Annotated in this window: 14 protein-coding genes; 9 read left to right on the top strand and 5 right to left on the bottom strand. The window is 64.4% G+C overall.

Annotation, left to right across the window (positions count from 1 at the left end; translation table 11 throughout):
- The 4 genes from Q0030_RS08265 to Q0030_RS08250 all read left to right on the top strand — a co-directional run bounded on the left by Q0030_RS08265 (position 1) and on the right by Q0030_RS08250 (position 5,509).
- The gene (locus Q0030_RS08265; protein WP_298365264.1) at positions 1-1,746 is read left to right on the top strand and encodes a cation:proton antiporter; all 1,746 of its coding nucleotides are present in this window, start codon (positions 1-3) and stop codon (positions 1,744-1,746) included.
- A gap of 200 nt (positions 1,747-1,946) precedes the next feature.
- On the top strand, positions 1,947-3,023 hold the full coding sequence (ribB, locus tag Q0030_RS08260) for a 3,4-dihydroxy-2-butanone-4-phosphate synthase (protein WP_298365261.1): 1,077 nt from the start codon (positions 1,947-1,949) through the stop codon (positions 3,021-3,023).
- A gap of 212 nt (positions 3,024-3,235) precedes the next feature.
- Positions 3,236-4,450, top strand: a complete 1,215-nt coding sequence (locus Q0030_RS08255) for an acyl-CoA dehydrogenase (RefSeq protein ID WP_298365259.1) — start codon at positions 3,236-3,238, stop codon at positions 4,448-4,450.
- Positions 4,451-4,591: 141 nt separating this feature from the next.
- On the top strand, positions 4,592-5,509 hold the full coding sequence (locus Q0030_RS08250) for an MBL fold metallo-hydrolase (RefSeq protein ID WP_298365257.1): 918 nt from the start codon (positions 4,592-4,594) through the stop codon (positions 5,507-5,509).
- 111 nt (positions 5,510-5,620) lie between these two features.
- Here the strand turns inward: Q0030_RS08250 and Q0030_RS08245 are convergent, their stop codons facing one another.
- Entirely contained in the window at positions 5,621-6,478 is an 858-nt protein-coding gene (locus Q0030_RS08245) for a DUF1499 domain-containing protein (RefSeq protein ID WP_298365254.1), read from the bottom strand.
- Between the two features lie 223 nt (positions 6,479-6,701).
- Positions 6,702-8,330 (bottom strand): fatty-acid--CoA ligase, encoded by a 1,629-nt coding sequence (locus Q0030_RS08240; RefSeq protein ID WP_298365252.1) that lies wholly within the window; start codon positions 8,328-8,330, stop codon positions 6,702-6,704.
- Positions 8,331-8,475: 145 nt separating this feature from the next.
- On the opposite strand from Q0030_RS08240, the gene Q0030_RS08235 reads away from it, so the two are divergent.
- The gene (locus tag Q0030_RS08235) at positions 8,476-9,576 is read left to right on the top strand and encodes an extensin family protein (protein WP_298365250.1); all 1,101 of its coding nucleotides are present in this window, start codon (positions 8,476-8,478) and stop codon (positions 9,574-9,576) included.
- A 23-nt stretch (positions 9,577-9,599) separates the two neighbouring features.
- Here the strand turns inward: Q0030_RS08235 and Q0030_RS08230 are convergent, their stop codons facing one another.
- Complete coding sequence (locus Q0030_RS08230) at positions 9,600-10,277, bottom strand: L,D-transpeptidase (RefSeq protein ID WP_097670234.1); 678 nt, start codon at positions 10,275-10,277, stop codon at positions 9,600-9,602.
- A 362-nt stretch (positions 10,278-10,639) separates the two neighbouring features.
- Between Q0030_RS08230 and Q0030_RS08225 the strand changes: the two genes are divergently transcribed.
- Both Q0030_RS08225 and Q0030_RS08220 read left to right on the top strand, forming a co-directional pair.
- Positions 10,640-11,617, top strand: a complete 978-nt coding sequence (locus tag Q0030_RS08225) for a magnesium transporter CorA family protein (protein WP_298365246.1) — start codon at positions 10,640-10,642, stop codon at positions 11,615-11,617.
- A gap of 131 nt (positions 11,618-11,748) precedes the next feature.
- Positions 11,749-11,970, top strand: coding sequence for a hypothetical protein (locus tag Q0030_RS08220; protein ID WP_223969861.1), 222 nt, complete (start codon positions 11,749-11,751; stop codon positions 11,968-11,970).
- Positions 11,971-12,108: 138 nt separating this feature from the next.
- On the opposite strand, the gene Q0030_RS08215 is transcribed toward Q0030_RS08220, so the two are convergent.
- Together Q0030_RS08215 and pdxH are read right to left on the bottom strand one after the other, a co-directional pair.
- On the bottom strand, positions 12,109-12,861 hold the full coding sequence (locus Q0030_RS08215) for an SDR family oxidoreductase (RefSeq protein ID WP_029081398.1): 753 nt from the start codon (positions 12,859-12,861) through the stop codon (positions 12,109-12,111).
- A 37-nt stretch (positions 12,862-12,898) separates the two neighbouring features.
- Positions 12,899-13,540 (bottom strand): pyridoxamine 5'-phosphate oxidase, encoded by a 642-nt coding sequence (pdxH, locus tag Q0030_RS08210; protein WP_298365237.1) that lies wholly within the window; start codon positions 13,538-13,540, stop codon positions 12,899-12,901.
- Positions 13,541-13,648: 108 nt separating this feature from the next.
- On the opposite strand from pdxH, the gene Q0030_RS08205 reads away from it, so the two are divergent.
- Complete coding sequence (locus Q0030_RS08205) at positions 13,649-14,056, top strand: RT0821/Lpp0805 family surface protein (RefSeq protein WP_298365234.1); 408 nt, start codon at positions 13,649-13,651, stop codon at positions 14,054-14,056.
- 124 nt (positions 14,057-14,180) lie between these two features.
- Positions 14,181-15,146, top strand: a complete 966-nt coding sequence (locus tag Q0030_RS08200; RefSeq protein WP_298365232.1) for a DnaJ C-terminal domain-containing protein — start codon at positions 14,181-14,183, stop codon at positions 15,144-15,146.
- The last annotated feature ends 327 nt before the right edge of the window (positions 15,147-15,473 follow it).

The following is a 15,473-nucleotide window of genomic DNA, read 5'->3' as shown; positions in this document are numbered from 1 at the left end:
ATGCATGAACTGATTCGCGATATCACGCTCTGTATCCTGTTTGCCTGGGGGATTGGGCTGCTGGCCCATTTCTCCCGGCAACCGCTGATACTCGCCTACCTTATCGCCGGCTTTTTCATTGGTCCATTCGGCATGGGCTGGGTCAAGTCCCAGGAGTCGATCAGCGTCATCTCCGAGCTCGGGCTGATCTTCATGCTGTTCATGATCGGGCTGGAAATCGACCTCAAGAAGATCATCCGTGCCGGCAAGGTCATCCTGTTCGCCGGCGCCGGCGAGCTGATCGCCGGCTGCCTGATCGGTGTCGCGTTCTTTGCCGGTATCGGCCTTGCGATCGGCGGCGGCAAGTTCGATGCGGTCTATCTCTGCGTCGCCTGCGCGCTGTCCTCGACCGTCATCATCGTCAAGGTGCTCTACGAGAAGCGCGAGCTGGACACGCTGCCGGGCCGCATCACGCTCGGCGTGCTGGTGCTGCAGGATATCTTCGCGATCCTGTTCCTGGCGGTGCAGCCGAGCCTGGACAATCTGCAGATCGGCGTCGTGCTGCTGTCGATCGCCCGCGTCGCGGTGCTGGTCGCGACCGCGCTGGTGCTCAGCCGCTACGTGCTGCCGCGGCTGTTCCACCAGATCGCGCGCCGTCCCGAGCTCGTGCTGCTCGGCGCGCTCGCCTGGTGCTTCCTGATCGGTGAGATCGCCGAGCGGCTGCACCTGTCGCGCGAGATGGGTTCGCTGGTCGCCGGCGTCTCGATCTCGACCTTTCCCTACGCGCTCGACGTCACCGCCAAGGTTACGACGCTGCGGGATTTCTTCATCACGCTGTTCTTCGTCGCGCTCGGCATGACGATCCCGATCCCGGGCTTACAGGTGATCTGGCTTGCGCTTGTCATCGCGGCCTTCACGGTGGTGAGCCGCCTGGTCACGACGTTCACGCCGCTCTATCTGATGAAGCAGGGCCTGCGCGCCAGCCTGCTGCCGGCGATCAATCTGGCGCAGATATCAGAGTTCTCGCTGGTGGTGATCCAGACCGGCGTTGCCGCCAACCATATCGGGACCGAAACCGCGAATGCGGCATCGTTCGCCTTCGTGGTGCTCGCCGTACTCTCGACCTTCGCGATGGGCCGCAGCGACCAGATCGTGCGCGGCCTGATCGGTCCGTTGAAGCGGATCGGGCTGCGTGATCTCGACCATCGACGCGAGGGCGGCGGCGAGTCCGGGCAGGAGGGCGGCCAGGAGGAAGGACATGGCGAAATCCGGCGCATCGTCATCCTCGGTTTTTTCCGTGCCGCGAGCGCGCTGATCAGCCAGATCGAGCGGCAGAACCAGTCGCTGCTCGAGCAGATCAGCGTCATCGACTTCAACCCGCTGGTGTTCCGCACGCTGACCGACCGCGGCATGCACGTGATCTATGGCGACATCAGCAATGTCGATACGCTGGTTCACGCCGGCATCGGCAAGGCCGAGATTATCATCCTGAGCGTGCCGGATTTCCTCCTGGTCGGCGCGGACAACGAGAAGCTGGTACGCCACGTCCGCGCTCTGAACCCGACCGCGAAGGTTGTTGCCACCGCCGATCTGCTGACCGGTGTCGACGACCTCTACACGGCCGGCGCCGACTACGTGACGGTGACCCGGCTCAGCGACGCCGGCGAGCTCTATTCGGTGATCGAGGCCGCCGACGCCGGCCTGCTCGACGACAAGCGCGCCGAGCTGGACGCCCAGCTCAGCGACCGGCGCGAGGTGCTGCCGTAGAAGTCGGCTGCGTAGCCCGGATGAAGCGAAGCGAAATCCGGGGACTTTGCCCGTGGAAACGTCCCGGATTGCGCTTCGCTCCATCCGGGCTACGGGCTCCTGGTATGCCTGCCGGACGCATGGCGGGTTGCATAATGATACTGGCGCTGACATCGGAACCCGGCTAATCCACTGCCTGCATAAAGCGAGATGTCAGGACAATGGCCGATACGATCCAGGAAGTGCTGCAAGCCTTTGCGAAGGGTGAACTCGTCGTCGTTACCGATGATGACGATCGGGAAGGCGAGGGCGATTTGATCGTCGCGGCGTCGTTCTGTACGGCGGAAAAGATGGCCTTCATCATCCGCCACACCTCCGGCATCGTGTGCGCGCCGATCACCACCGAGGACGCCCGCCGGCTGCGGCTCGACCCGATGGTGGCGCACAACGAGTCCAACCACACCACCGCCTTCACTGTCTCGATCGATTACAAGCCCGACGGCGGCACCGGCATCTCGGCCGAGGAACGCGCCTCCTGCTGCCGCGCGCTCGCCAATCCCAATGCCGGCGCCAATGATTTCGCGCGCCCCGGCCACATCTTCCCGCTGATCGCGCGCGATGGCGGCGTGCTGCTGCGTTCCGGCCACACCGAGGCCGCGGTTGATCTGTGCCGGCTCTCCGGCCTGCCGCCGGTCGGCGTCATCAGCGAGCTGATGAACGACGATGGAACCGTGATGAAGGGCGAGCAGGTCGCGAAATTCGCCGCCGCCCACAAGCTCAAGCATGTCACGATCGCGGACATGATCGCCTATCGCCAGGCGCGCGAGAAGCTGATCGAGCGGGTCGCGACCTTCACCATCGAAAGCCCGATCGGCCCGCTGCAGGGCTATGCCTACCGCTCGCCCTTCGACGAGATCATGCACGCCGCCTTCGTCTATAACGGCATCGGCGATGGCCGGGACGTGCTGACCCGGCTGCACAAGCCCAATATCGTGACGGACCTCTTCACCGGGCCGGCGCGGATGGAAGCCGTGTTGCGGCACTTCAAGGCTGCCGGCCGCGGTGTGCTGGTCTATCTGCGCGACGGTGCCGCCGGTGTTCCGGTCCAGCCGGTGAGCGAACAGAAATCGGCGGAGGCCGATCGCAACAAGCAGTGGCGCGAAGTCGGCGTCGGCGCGCAGATCCTGCGCGATCTCGGCATCACCTCGATCCGGCACCTGACTTCGTCGGTGCACGACTACAAGGGTTTGTCCGGTTTCGGTATCGAGATCGTGTCGAACGAGAGGCTGGAGTGCTAGCACCCGTCATTCCGGGGCGATGCGTCAGCATCGAACCCTCAGGTGCGCGGTTGCGCACCGAGAATCTCGAGATTCCCCGGGGCGCAATGGCGCCCCTGAGGTTCACGCTCTCGCGTGCCCCGGAATGACGGTAACCCAATTCAATTGCGCTTCGCAGCATAGCGCTTTAATTTATCCGCCAATTTCCGACTGACGATGCGAAAGGATGTTTCATGAGCGTGCGCCCCCAGTCCAAGGACAAGCCGGCTGCCGCCAGCTTCCAGTGGGATGATCCGTTCCTGCTCGACGACCAGCTCACCGAAGACGAGCGCCTGATCCGCGACACCGCGCGGGCCTATGCGCAGGACAAGCTCTTGCCGCGGGTCACCAAGGCCTATCTGGAAGAGAAAACCGACCGCGAGATTTTTAACGAGATGGGCGAGCTCGGCCTGATCGGCGTGACGCTGCCCGAGGAATATGGCTGCGCCAATGCGAGCTACGTGGCCTATGGCCTGGTGGCGCGCGAGATCGAGCGCGTCGACTCGGGCTATCGCTCGATGAACTCGGTGCAGTCGTCGCTGGTGATGTATCCGATCTACGCCTATGGCGACGAGAACCAGCGCAAGAAATATCTCCCCAAGCTCGCGACCGGCGAATGGGTCGGCTGCTTCGGCCTGACCGAGCCGGATGCCGGTTCCGATCCCGGCGGCATGAAGACCCGCGCCGAGAAGGTGGCCGACGGCTACAAGCTCAACGGCGCCAAGATGTGGATCTCGAATGCGCCGATCGCCGACGTATTCGTGGTGTGGGCCAAGTCGGCCGCCCATGACAACCAGATCCGCGGCTTCATCCTCGAGAAGGGCATGAAGGGCCTGTCGGCGCCGAAGGTCGGCGGCAAGCTGTCGCTGCGCGCCTCGATCACCGGCGAGATCGTGCTCGACAACGTGGTGGTGCCGGAAAGCGCGCTGCTGCCCAACGTCTCCGGCCTCAAGGGCCCGTTCGGCTGCCTCAACCGCGCCCGCTACGGCATCTCCTGGGGCGCGCTCGGCGCCGCCGAGGACTGCATGCACCGCGCGCGGCAGTACACGCTCGACCGCAAGCAGTTTGGCCGCCCGCTCGCTGCCACCCAGCTGGTGCAGAAGAAGCTCGCCGACATGGAGACCGAGATCGCGCTCGGCTTGCAGGCGAGCCTGCGTGTCGGCCGCCTGATGGACGAGGGCAAGATGGCGCCCGAGATGATCTCGATCGTCAAGCGCAACAATTGCGGCAAGTCGCTCGACATCGCCCGCATGGCGCGCGACATGCACGGCGGCAACGGCATCCAGATCGAGTATCACGTGATGCGTCACGCCGCGAACCTCGAGACGGTCAACACCTATGAGGGCACGCACGACGTCCACGCGCTGATCCTCGGCCGCGCCATCACCGGCATCCAGGCGTTCTCGTAAAGGACGCGCACCCAGACGTCGTCATGGCTGCGCTTGTCGCGGCCATCCACGTCTTGGGGCTCGCAAAGGAAGACGTGGATGCCCGGGACAAGCCCGGGCATGACGAGGTCAAAGAGAAGCCGGACATCACGGACAATAGCCATGGCCGACAACGACGACATCCCGTTCAACCGCGATTTTCCGCTGAAGCCCGGCGTGGTCGAGCAGGTCCGGCCCGGCGTGCGCCGCGTCCTCTGCAACAATCCGAGTCCGTTCACCTTCACCGGCACGGTCAGCTACATCGTGGGTCAGGGTAAGGTCGCGATCATCGATCCCGGTCCCGACGACGAGGCGCATGCGAAGGCGCTGCTCGATGCGGTCAAGGGCGAGACCGTGACGCATATCCTGGTCACCCATACCCATCGCGACCATTCGCCGAACACGCCGCGGATCAAGGCCGCGACCGGCGCGCCCGTCTATGCCGAGGGGCCGCACCGCGCCTCGCGTCCGCGCTTCGAGAGCGAGAAGCACAATCCGGAATCCGGCGCAGACCGCGATTTCCGGCCCGACATCGAGGTCAAGCACGGCGACGTCATCGAGGGCACGGGCTTCGCGCTGGAGGCGGTCGCCACCCCCGGCCACACCGCCAACCACCTGGCGTTTGCGTGGGCCGAGCGCAGCATCAATTTCGTCGGCGACCATGTGATGGGCTGGTCGACCTCGATCGTGGCGCCGCCTGACGGTTCGATGATCGATTACATGGCCTCGCTGGAGCGGCTGGAGCAGCGGCCCGAGCAGCTCTATCTCTCCGGCCATGGCCCGGAGATTCCGGAAGGCCCGCGCTACGTCCGCTTCTTGGCGCGGCATCGCCGGGCGCGCGAGGCGTCGATCCTGCATCGCCTCGGCAAGGGCGAGGCCGACATCCCGACCATGGTGCGGGCGATCTATATCGGGCTCGATCCGCGCCTCGCCAATGCCGCCGGCTATTCGGTGCTCGCGCATCTGGAGGATTTGGTCGCGCGCGGCATCGTCGCGACGGATGGCGATCCCGTGATCGGCGGCACGTACAGGATGGCCTAACTCGTCATTCCGGGGCTCACGAAGCGAGAACCCGGAATCTATTTCACCATGGAGCCTGCGGCCCGATGGATTCCGGGCTCGCGCTAAGCGCGCCCCGGAATGACGGGAAGACTATTTCTTCACCGATTTCGCCGGCGGCGCCTTCGGTGCGACCGGCGCCGCCTTCTTCGCCGGCTTGGCGTTTTCGTTGTCGGCGGCGGTGTTGAGGTCCTCGATCAGCTTCTTGACCCGCGCGGCGTTGCTGCCGAGATCGGTGTCGAAATAACGCGAGGCGGAGCGGATATCGACGCGCGAATCCTCGTCGTCGGGCGTGACCCGGATCGAGACGTCCTCGCGAAAACCCATGATCGGCGTACGTGCCACCGCCTCGATGCGGCCGATCCGGCGCGGCGGCTGCGGCGCGCGTGCGTCGATGACGAGCCATTTGCGGCGGTTCACCAGCCGCAGCGTCATCTCATAGGCGCGGTCGACCGGGGTTTCCAGTTCGACGGTTTCGATATCGGGATAGGCGGCGCGCTGCTTCTCGGCCGAATAGAGGCCGGCATAGGCGGCCGGGTTGGTGCCTTCGCCGGTGCGCAGCCGCGCCAGCGCCTCGAATTTCGGTGGGTCGATCGCATCCGTGGTGACGTCGTAGATCCGCGGCAGCTTGCGGTACTGATAGGTCAGGTAGGCCGGGTAGGCGAGGATTGCGGCGTCGATCAGGAACGCGAGCAGGATCCGGCCCATGCCGCGGGTGCCGTTCTGCCAGATCGCGGCGAAGGCGGCGAGGCCGAGCAGGATCGACAGGCCGGCCAGGCCCAGCGCGCCGAAGAAGGTCGCCAGCGCCGGTTTGACCTCCAGGAACCCGAACCGGACGATCAGGATCGAGACCACCACCGCAACGACGGAGAAGATGGCGAGGTTGCGCGACCAGGTGGCGAGACCGGACACGGGCTCCTGCTGGTAGGGAGCGGAAAACCTGCGCGCCATCGTCGAATAATCTGCCGGTTGAGATGTCCTTGGGCGACCTCAGCCGCCGCCAATGATCGTGTGAGACCACGGACCTGCGGCGAATTCAAGGGATTTGGGCGTCGAAACATCCCGGATAGACCGTCATGCCCGGGCATGTCCCGGGCATCCACGTCTTAAGATTCGCGCCTAGCCAAGACGTGGATGGCCGGGACAAGCCCGGCCATGACGTCGACCTTGGTCGTCACGCCGCGGCGGTCGGGAAGGTGTAATCCTTGAACTGGTCGCGCAGCGCGGTCTTCAGGATCTTGCCGGTCGCGGTGTGGGGAATGCCGTCGACGAAGGCGACGTCGTCGGGCATCCACCATTTGGCGATCTTGCCGTCCATGAACTTCAGGATGTCCTCGCGGGTGGCGCTCTCGCCCTGCTTGAGCTGCACGATCAGGAGCGGCCGCTCGTCCCATTTGGGGTGATGGACGCCGATCACGGCGGCTTCCGCGACCGCCGGATGGCCGACCGCGAGGTTCTCGAGATCGATCGAGGAGATCCATTCGCCGCCGGACTTGATCACGTCCTTGGAGCGGTCGGTGATCCGCATGTAGCCGTGCTCGTCCATGGTCGAGACGTCGCCGGTGTCGAAATAGCCTTCCTCGTCGAGGATGTTGCTGTCGACGTGGAAATAGGCCTTGGCGATCGCGGGGCCGGAGACCTTGAGACGGCCGAAGGTCTTGCCGTCCCACGGCAGCTCCTTGCCGGCGTCGTCGGTGATCTTCATCTCGACGCCGAACGGCGGGTAGCCCTGGGTCTGCAGGATGTCGAGCCGCTCCTCGCCGGTCCGTTCGGTGAACGGCGGCTTCAGCGTGGCCAGCGTGCCGAGCGGGCTCATCTCGGTCATACCCCAGGCGTGGCGCACCTGGCTGCCCATGTCGAGGAACGCCTTGATCATCGAGCGCGGCATCGCCGAGCCGCCGCAGATCACCATCTGCAGATCCGGCAGCTTGACGTTGTTGGCGGCCATGTATTGCAGCAGCATCAGCCACACTGTCGGGACGCCCGCGGTATGGGTGACCTTCTCGGTGGACAGCAGCTCGTACACCGAGGCGCCGTCGAGCTTCGGACCTGGCATCACGAGCTTGGTGCCCATCGATGGTGCGGAGAACGCGATGCCCCAGCTGTTGGCATGGAACAAGGGGACCACCGGAAGCATTGTGTCCGCGGCGGAGGTACCGAGCGCGTCCTTCGAGTTGGCCATCAGCGCGTGCAACACGTTGGACCGGTGCGAATAAAGGACACCCTTGGGATCGCCCGTCGTGCCGGAGGTGTAGCACATCGCCGCGGCGGTGTTCTCGTCGAAGGTCTTCCACTCGAATTTGCCATCGGACGCCGCGATCCAGTCTTCATAGACGACCGCGTTCTTCAGCGTGGTCTGCGGCATGTGCGCCTTGTCGGTCAGCACCACGTAGCGCTCGACGCTCGGCAGCTGGCTGGCGATCTTCTCCAGCACCGGAACGAAGGTGAGGTCGGTGATAACGATGCGGTCCTGGGCGTGGTTGACGATCCAGGCGATCTGTTCCGGAAACAGTCGTGGATTGACCGTGTGGCAGATCGCGCCGATCCCCATGATGCCGTACCAGACCTCGAGGTGGCGCCAGGTGTTCCAGGCGATGGTGGCGACGCGGTCGCCGAGCTTGATGCCGTCGCGTTCCAGGCTCTGCGAGACCTTCAGCGCGCGGGCGTGAATTTGGGCGTAGTTGGTGCGATGAATGGGGCCTTCGACCGACCGGGTCACGACTTCCCGCGTGCCGTGATATTTGGCGGCGTGCTCAATAATCTTGTGACACAGCAAGGGCCAATCTTGCATCAAGCCAAGCATACGCAAATCCCTCCTCGATCCTCACGCATGATCCGCCGGCATCTTGGACGGCCGGCAGTAAAATCATGGAACTGACATGAACTGTACCGCGGAGAAAGCAAGCCGAAAATGGCCTGATGGCGCGTTTCGTCGCGGGGGCGCGGCAATGGTTACCGCTGCCGCCGCGCTGCTTTGCCTTGGCATGCAAGCAGGGTCTGCGCAGGCCGCCCGTGGCGCGCCTGGCTTTCCCTGGGACGATCTGTTCGGTGTCCGGCCGCAGAGGGCGCACAAGTCGGTCCGGCGCTCAGCTGTGCCGCTGCCGAAGCCGCGCCCCGCGGAGGCGCCGGCAGCAACCGAAGCGCCGGCAGCAGCTGACGCGCCCGCAGCAGCCGAGCCCGCGCCGCCAGCCAGGTCCGGCGCGACGGCCAAGCCAGCCGAAGCAGCCAAGCCGACCGAGCCGCCCAGGCCGCAGCTTTCGGCCTGCCGGCAGGCACTGACCGAGGAGATCGCGATCGCGCCGAGCATTCCGGATATTCATGGCGCCGGCGGCTGCGGCGGCGAGGATCTGGTGCGGCTCGAGGCCATCGTGCTGCCGGACAAGCGCAAGGTCGCGGTCAAGCCCGCGGCGATCCTCCGCTGCAAGATGGCAAGTGCGGTCGCCGACTGGGTCCGCACCGATATCGCGCCGCTGGCGCAGAGCCTCGGGGGCGGGATCAGCAATCTCGACAATTTCGACTCGTTCGAGTGCCGCGGCCGCAATCGCGTCGTCGGCGCGCAGCTCTCCGAACATGGCCGCGCCAATGCGCTCGACGTGCGCGCCTTCGGTCTCACCAACGGCAAGTCGATCTCGCTGACCGACCGCAGCGTGCCGCGCGATCTGCGCGAGACCGTGCTGCATTCGGTCTGCGCCCGCTTCTCCACCGTGCTCGGCCCGGGCTCGGACTGGTACCACGAGGACCATATCCACCTCGACCTGACGGAGCGTCGCAGCAATTACCGGATCTGCCAGTGGAGCGTTTACGATCCGCTGCCGCGCGTCGCGCCGCTGTTGCCGGCCGAGCGCCCCGAAGCGGCGCCGCCGCGCGCGGTCGCCGCAAAATCAGACGCGTCCAAGCCGGACGCATCCAGGCCGGACGCGTCCGAAGCCGATCGCGGCAAGGCCGACGAACCGGATGCGGCGAAATCAACTGATGCGGCCGCGCCCGAAAGCGCTGCCGAGACCAAGCCGCAGCCAACAAAAAAGCGCCGGCAAAGCCGGCGCCTTTGATCGCGATTGCGACGTGATTGGGATTAGTAGGGGACGTTGCCGCCGCCCTGCAGCGCCATCTGCGGCTTGTAGGGCGAGTCGCCGTGCTTCGGCTCCAGCACCACGACGATGGTGCCGAGCTTGACGCGGTTGTAGAGGTCGATGACGTCCTCATTGGTCATGCGGATGCAGCCCGAGGAGATCGACGAGCCGATGTATTCCGGCTGGTTGGTGCCATGGATGCGGAACAGCGTGTCCTTGCCGCCCGAGTAGAGGTACATCGCGCGCGAGCCCATCGGATTGTCCGGGCCGGGTGCCACGAAGGTCGGAACGCCGAGGCGCGAGATTTCGCCGGGGGTGGGGTGCCAGGCCGGCCATTCGGTCATGCTGCCGACCTTGGCAATGCCGGACCAGGCCATGGCTTCTTCGCCAACGGTGATGCCGTAGCGGATCGCCTTGCCGTCGTTCATCACGTAGTAGAGGTAATGGTTGTCGGAATCGACCACGATGGAGCCGGGGGCTTCCTTGCGGTGATATTCGACGATGGCGCGGCGGAACGGCTCGGCCACCGGCGTCTTGACGTAGGTGGTCTTGGCCAGCAGTTCCTTGTCATGCGGCTTGAAGGCGGCGGTGTTGGTGGCCTCATAGGTCGTGGCCTGCATGCAACCCGACAACATCAGGCCTGCGGCCAGGATCCCAAAGGTAACTTTGAACGACGACATGATTAAGTTCCAATCGAAAATCCGCGTCTCAAAGCGCCACGATTACGCCCTAAACGCCACGATTCCATGAACGGCATTATTGCCGAAACGTGCCTTTATTCCCAGACTTTAGATGCCTTTCCCGCATCGCGGGACGTCGCCTGTGGCTTTTTTGCCGCAAGTCTTCTGGTGTGGGGCCAGTTTTTGTGCAAACAGGCAACGGTTGTTCAATCGAAGCCGCTTCAACGTCACATTCACCGCCGCATGGCCGCCACAAAGGTGGATGTCCGGTTAATCGCCCGGTCATGAAGCGCCAGCCAGAATCGCGCTAAGTCGACGGGTCCTGCCAGCCCTGTTTCCAATCCTGTGTCTCGGAGTTCGTGATGCTGTCGGTGTTCGTTCCCTCCGATTTCTCCCTCAAGAAGGCTGCCGTCACCGACCTCGGCGCGCTGCCGGAGGGTGCGGTCTGGGTCGATCTGGTGAACCCGACCGTCGAGGAGGACCGGGCCGTCGAGAAGCTCGCGGGGATCGCGGTTCCGACCCGGGAAGACATGCAGGAGATCGAGATCTCCAGCCGGCTCTATATCGAGAACAGCGCGCGCTACATGACCGCGACGCTGATGTGCCAGTCTGACACGGACATGCCGCGCACCACGGCGGTCACTTTCATTCTGACCAGCCATCGGCTGGTCACGGTGCGCTACGACCTGCCGAAGCCGTTTGCGCTGGTCGAGAACAAGCTGGCGCGCTCCTGTGCGCCCGGTCTCACCGGCGAGCAGGTGCTGATGGAACTGCTGGATGCGGTGATCGACCGCTGCGCCGACCTCCTGGAGCGCTGCGGCGCCGACATCGACCAGGTCTCCCACGACATCTTCGAGCCGGAGAGCCAGCGCCACGGCCACGCCAAGCAATATTCGCAAATCCTGATCGCGATCGGCCGCAAGGGCGACCTGACCTCGAAAGTCCGTGAAAGCCTGGTCTCAATCGGCCGCCTCGTCACGTTCCTTTCGGCGATCGTAGAAGGCGTGAAATGGTCCAAGGACATGCGCGAGCAACTCAAGACCATGCAGCGCGACGTGGCCTCACTGACCGACCACGCTTCCTATCTCTCCAACAAGATCACCTTTGTGCTCGACGCCATGCTCGGCGTGGTCAATCTGGAACAGAACAACATCATCAAGCTGTTCTCGGTGATGGCGGTGGTGCTGATGCCGCCGACGCTGATTGCTTCGGTCTACGGCATGAATTTCAAGGCAATGCCGGAACTCGAATGGGCGCACGGCTATCCGTACGCACTGGTGCTGATGCTGATCGCGGCGGTCGTGCCGTACTGGATCTTCAAGTGGAAAAAGTGGCTGTAGCACTGGTTCCACACGTCGCGTTTTGGGACGCGTTTTCTGCCTTATTTCCTCTGCTAAAATTTGAGCGTTACGCTGAACGTTTGGGCGAAACTTGTCTGCGATAACGCCCGCCTCGAAGCCGGAGGACAGCAATGGTTGAGAAGATCATAACGCCACGGCGTAACGTCATCGACTTTGCGCGCTATCAACAGGACCGCGCAGCAGGCAAGGTGCAGGCGATCTCGCCGAGACTTTGCCGTTACTGTGGCGCTGCGATGTTGGATGGCGAGGACGAAGACGAATGCTCCAGCGCGTTGAATGACATCGCGCTGCAGCCGTTTGAGAAGAAGTCTCGCCGGTTCTACGCCGACTAGAGGCTGAGGCCTATTGGAGGCAGAAGCCTCGTCTGCGTCGTTACGCCTGCAATCGAAGCAATCCCTGGAGTACGGCCGCGGCGGCGGCCGGGATCGCCTCGAACCTCTTTCCCCCTAGATTCCCATCCAAGCCAAAGCTCAGACGTGCTGGCCACCGTTAATGTGGATTTCCGCACCGTTCACGTAAGAGCTGGTCTCCGTACAGAGAACGTAAATGATCTTGGCGACCTCGTCCGGGGTGCCGAGGCGATGCATCGGGATTTGCTGATCGACGATCTTCTCGGTGCCCGGCGACAGGATCGAAGTGTCGATCTCGCCCGGTGCGATCGAGTTGACGCGGACACCGACGCGGCCGAAGTCGGATGCCATTTCCCGCGTCAGCGATGCCAGCGCGGCTTTCGAGGTCGCATAGGCAACGCCGGCGAACGGATGCACGCGCGAGCCGGCGATCGAGGTGACGTTCACCACCGCGCCCCTGGCGTGCTTGAGTTCATCAATCAGCCCGCGGGCCAGCATGATGGGCGCGAAGAAGTTGACGCGGAACACGTGCAGCCATGTCTCGATATCGGTGTCCATGGTCCCGAGCCGCGCGCCGCCCGCCCCCTTCGGCGAGATCGCGGCATTGTTGACGAGCGCGTGCAACTCGTCGTTCACCAACCGTTTGCGGATCTCGCTGATCGCGCGAACCGTGTCGTCATGATCGCCGAAATCGACCTCGATGTGATCTTCCGGTCCAGCGCCCCAGGGGCAGACTTCCGGAAATGCATGCCGTGAGCAGGTGATGACGCGCCAGCCGGCGGAAGCAAACCGGATCGCGGTGGCGTGACCGATGCCGCGGCTGGCACCGGTCAGGAGCAGGGTACGGCGCGGCGCGTTGGAAGGAGGGGACATGGTGTCTTTCAGGTTGGCGTCTTCTAAGCTGTCGTCATCACGGATAGAGCCGCACCTTCGACCATGCGCTGCCGGCGCCGTCGCGGCGGAATTCGATGCGGTCGTGCAGGCGGTACGGGCGGTCGTGCCAGAACTCGATGCGCTGCGGCGTGATCCGCCAGCCGCTCCAGCCCGGCGGACGCGGTACCTCGCCGATCACGTATTTCGCGCCGGCCTTGGCGATCGCCTGCTCGAAGGCGAAGCGGCTCTCCAGCGGCTGCGATTGCTTGCTGGCCCAGGCGCCGATCTGCGCCTGCTTCGGCCGCGTGGCGAAATAGGCGTCGGCCTCGGCATCCGTCACCGGCGTCACCGGCCCGCGGATGCGCACCTGGCGGCGCAGCGATTTCCAGTGAAACAGTAAAGCGGCCTTAGGATTTGCGGCCAATTCGCGGCCCTTGGCGCTGGCAATGTGGCTATAGAACACGAAGCCGTCGGCATCGAAGCCCTTCATCAGCACCATCCGCACGTCGGGCAGCCCGTCGGCATCGACAGTTGCGAGCGCCATCGCGTTCGGATCGTTCGGCTCGGACTTGACCGCTTCCGCAAACCATTCACCGAACAGGGCGAAGGGCTCCTCCGCTGCGGTGAAATCACCCGATGTTAACGGTGCCGGGTGTTTGATGGAGGTCGTGTCGGTCATGTCAGGAGTCCCGATTTGCATTCGCCCGCGTCCGAGAGCGCGCTTCTAGCCCTATATAGGGCATGGGGGCGCGTTGGCCTATCGGCGATCCACCCTGCGGGCGCGGTGGTGACCTTGATCCTGATCGGCGTCGGCGCAAGCGGCTGCAGCCTGTCGCGCACCGATGCTTTCGCCAAGATGGACGACAAGGATGTGACGGGCTCGATCAGCCCGACCCAGGTCAATGCGGTGATGCCGACCGAAAGCGATCTCGCCTTTGCCCGCAACGCCGCCTCCGACGTGCTGACCAAGGGCGACAAGGATTCCAGCCAGCCCTGGGAAAATCCCCAGACCGGCGCGCGGGGCTCGGTGACGCCGTTGGCCCAGGCCTATTCGGGCGAGGACGGCAAGACGTGCCGGGACTTTCTCGCCAGCTATGTTAATAGAGCTACCGAGACTTGGCTCCAGGGCGCCGCTTGCAAGGCTGGACAGGGGCGGTGGCAGATCCAGAGCCTGAAGCCTTGGAGCAAGTCCTGAAGTTCCGGCTGATACCCGGTCCCGATCTAGTTGCAAAAATGCCACTGAGCCCCCACATGAAGGCAAAGTGGCCCCGGATGGGTTCCCGGCCAAAACTGATTTTCCCGTGAAGGAGACGTGACGGATGCGCGACCCCTATGAGGTCTTGGGGGTGCAGCGGAGCGCCAGCGCTGCGACGATCAAGAGCGCCTATCGCAAGCTCGCCAAGAAGCATCACCCTGACAACAACAAGAACGACCCGAAGGCGGCCGCCCGCTTTGCGGAGATCAACACAGCCAACGAGATCGTCGGCGACGAGGACAAGCGCAAGCAGTTCGACCGCGGCGAGATCGATGCCGACGGCAAGCCGCGCTTCCAGGGCTTCCCTGGTGGCGGCGCCGGCGGCCGTGCCGGTCCCGGCGGCTTCGAGTACAGCTTCCGCAGTGGCCCCGGCCCCGGCGGCGGTATGGGCGGTGGCAGCTTCGAGGACATCCTCAACAGCATGTTCGGCAACGCCGCGCGTGGCGGCGGTGGCGCGCGCGGGGGGCGGGCCAACCCGTTTGAATTTGAAGGCGGCGGGGTCGGCGTCGACCTCGATCTTTCGGTCGCCATGACAGTGTCGCTGGAGGAATCGGCTGGGGGCGGCGACAAGCGCGTGCGCCTGCCGACCGGCCGTGAGCTCAACGTCAAGATTCCGCCCGGCGTCACCGCGGGCCAGCAGATTCGGCTGAAGGGGCAGGGCGACACCGCGCAAGGCCATCCGCCCGGCGACCTGCTGATCACGATCTCGATCGCGCCGCATCCGTTCTTCAAGGTCGACGGCAACGATCTCCGGATCGATCTGCCTGTGACCCTCTACGAGGCGGTGCTGGGCGGCAAGGTCCGTGTGCCGACGCTCGGCAGCGCGGTCGAACTGTCGATCCCGAAGAACACCTCCAGCGGCCGTACCTTCCGCCTCAAGGGCAAGGGGCTGTCGAAGGCGGGGGCTGTTGGCGACCTCTACGTCACGACCCGCATCATCCTGCCCGACGGGAACGATGCCGAGCTTGAGGCATTGATGCAGACGTGGCGGGAGCGAAATCCCTACAATCCGCGCAGCGATCTCGGCTGACCGCCGAGAACGCGCCCCAAAAGACGCAAAAGACGCGAAACTGCACTACCCCGGACTCTATCGGGGTAGACGCCGGCATTGCGAGGGCGTCAAAGGATGACCGGCCGTCCGAGGTCTCAATCTGCGGCGTGCAGATCGGACTGCGGAAAAAGAGTGCGGCCTCGAGAGGGGGACCAGCGCGGTACACAAAACCCCAATCGAGGCCGCGTGCGCCGATCGGCGGATCGGGCGCAGATCATCTTCGCGTGAGCATCCGGTACGACAATGAGACGCGTCCATGACGCGAATCGAAATTTTCAATGTCGGAATTGGGACGCCGAGTGAGGC

The sequence above is a fragment of the uncultured Bradyrhizobium sp. genome (assembly GCF_947648125.1).
Classification (GTDB): domain Bacteria; phylum Pseudomonadota; class Alphaproteobacteria; order Rhizobiales; family Xanthobacteraceae; genus Bradyrhizobium.
The sequence above is the reverse complement of the archived record's forward strand: the minus strand, read 5'-3'. Positions and strand labels throughout refer to the sequence as shown.

Coding starts and splice junctions, on each gene's coding strand:
- Q0030_RS08225 (WP_298365246.1), top strand. CDS start 10,640: ATGCTGTCGGTGTTCGTTCCCTCCGATTTCTCCCTCAAGAAGGCTGCC.
- Q0030_RS08255 (WP_298365259.1), top strand. CDS start 3,236: ATGAGCGTGCGCCCCCAGTCCAAGGACAAGCCGGCTGCCGCCAGCTTC.
- Q0030_RS08245 (WP_298365254.1), bottom strand. CDS start 6,478: ATGGCGCGCAGGTTTTCCGCTCCCTACCAGCAGGAGCCCGTGTCCGGT.
- Q0030_RS08250 (WP_298365257.1), top strand. CDS start 4,592: ATGGCCGACAACGACGACATCCCGTTCAACCGCGATTTTCCGCTGAAG.
- Q0030_RS08235 (WP_298365250.1), top strand. CDS start 8,476: ATGGTTACCGCTGCCGCCGCGCTGCTTTGCCTTGGCATGCAAGCAGGG.
- Q0030_RS08220 (WP_223969861.1), top strand. CDS start 11,749: ATGGTTGAGAAGATCATAACGCCACGGCGTAACGTCATCGACTTTGCG.
- Q0030_RS08265 (WP_298365264.1), top strand. CDS start 1: ATGCATGAACTGATTCGCGATATCACGCTCTGTATCCTGTTTGCCTGG.
- Q0030_RS08230 (WP_097670234.1), bottom strand. CDS start 10,277: ATGTCGTCGTTCAAAGTTACCTTTGGGATCCTGGCCGCAGGCCTGATG.
- ribB (WP_298365261.1), top strand. CDS start 1,947: ATGGCCGATACGATCCAGGAAGTGCTGCAAGCCTTTGCGAAGGGTGAA.
- Q0030_RS08215 (WP_029081398.1), bottom strand. CDS start 12,861: ATGTCCCCTCCTTCCAACGCGCCGCGCCGTACCCTGCTCCTGACCGGT.
- Q0030_RS08240 (WP_298365252.1), bottom strand. CDS start 8,330: ATGCTTGGCTTGATGCAAGATTGGCCCTTGCTGTGTCACAAGATTATT.
- Q0030_RS08200 (WP_298365232.1), top strand. CDS start 14,181: ATGCGCGACCCCTATGAGGTCTTGGGGGTGCAGCGGAGCGCCAGCGCT.
- pdxH (WP_298365237.1), bottom strand. CDS start 13,540: ATGACCGACACGACCTCCATCAAACACCCGGCACCGTTAACATCGGGT.